At 40.8% G+C, this 1,410-nt stretch carries 1 protein-coding gene; it reads right to left on the bottom strand.

Going from position 1 to position 1,410, the window contains the following annotated elements; translation table 11 throughout:
* The coding region (locus tag ACHBHN_RS11295; protein ID WP_394734160.1) for an SspB-related isopeptide-forming adhesin at window positions 1-1,410 on the bottom strand (1,410 nt) is incomplete at both ends.

Raw genomic sequence — 1,410 nt, 5'->3', positions numbered from 1 at the left:
GTCTCTAAGAAGGATTTATCAAATGAAATTGACACTAGGCCATTTTCTGTATCCACCTGTTGCAAGGTATATTTCGTGACCTCCGTTCCTTCTTTTAAGACAGAACCGTCTTTGAGGATGACATCCGTCATCAGATAGCTGCGATAAACACCATTATACTCATCATGCTTTTCATCATAGTTATCTTCAAAACCATATTCAAATAAATCTGTCGCACGATTACTTGGAATCATCGCTCCAACTAAGCGATAGTTAAAGATTTGATGCAAGGCCACTTCTTTCCCATCAAGGCTGTCATCTTTATGAGACAAGTCAATCACCACATCTTTTTGTGGGTCTAGTTTGGGAACATTATTAACCACTGTTTCCGTGACATAGGCCAAGCCAAAATCAATCTGATAGGCTGTATTTTCATACTGACCACCTGTTTTGGTCAACTCATTTTTTACCGTCATCGGAAGCGTGACAACCAAGGTTTGACCAGTCTTCACATAGGTCTCATAAAATGTTTTGGGATCATCGCTACTAAGAACTTGAATGGCTCCTTTAGGTGTAAACTGACGTTTAGCTATGGCATCTTGGACGACTTTCGGAGCTTCTGACAAACTTGCGTAGGTGCTGACAGAGATACCAGATACACGATTGCCAGCCTTATCCAAAACTTGAATGCCATCAGAATTTAGGGTAAGGACTTCTTCTGGGTAATCGTCTACCATGTAAAATCCCTTGGCAAGAACGTCATCCGTCACAACCATGTCCTTGTATTGACTGTAATCCAAGACAATTTTGTAATAATTGACTGTATTCGGAAGGACAGTCTTTCCATCAATTGACATGCCTTCTTGATTGGTATTAGACTTGTGTGGAGTTACTTTAGGGACAAAATTGGTCACCGTGTTGGTTTCATAGGCTTGCCCAAAGTCCACCTGATAGGCCACGTTTTCATAAGACTTCCCTGAATTAAGCATGGTTTCCAAAACCGTCATTGGAGTGACAATGGTAATATTCTCCCCCTTGGTCACATAAGATTCAAAAAAGACTTGTGGGTCCTCAGGCATGAAAACTTGAAAAGCTCCTTTAGGCTGAATTTTTTGTTTCGAAAGGGCTGCTTGTAGCGTTTTAGGAGCTTCAGTTAATTGAGAATAAGCCTTCACCGTGATTCCTGAAACTGTTTTGCCATCAGATGTGACAAACTGAATCGCTGCTTCATCCGGCAATAAAGCTTCTTCTGGATAATCATCCACAAAGTAAAAACCTTGTGCAATCTGAGAATTGTCTGCTTTAATACCTCGGTATTGGTCCAAGTCCCATGAGAGAGTATAGTGATTTTGACTTCCCACTAGCATGGGCTTACCATTGATGTCCACTTTGTCTTTATTGAGGTTTTGTTTCTTGGATTCTGGAGAAACA

Source organism: Streptococcus sp. A22, assembly GCF_043674215.1.
Classification (GTDB): Bacteria; Bacillota; Bacilli; order Lactobacillales; family Streptococcaceae; genus Streptococcus; species Streptococcus suis_V.
This window is presented reverse-complemented; position numbering and strand designations above follow the sequence as displayed.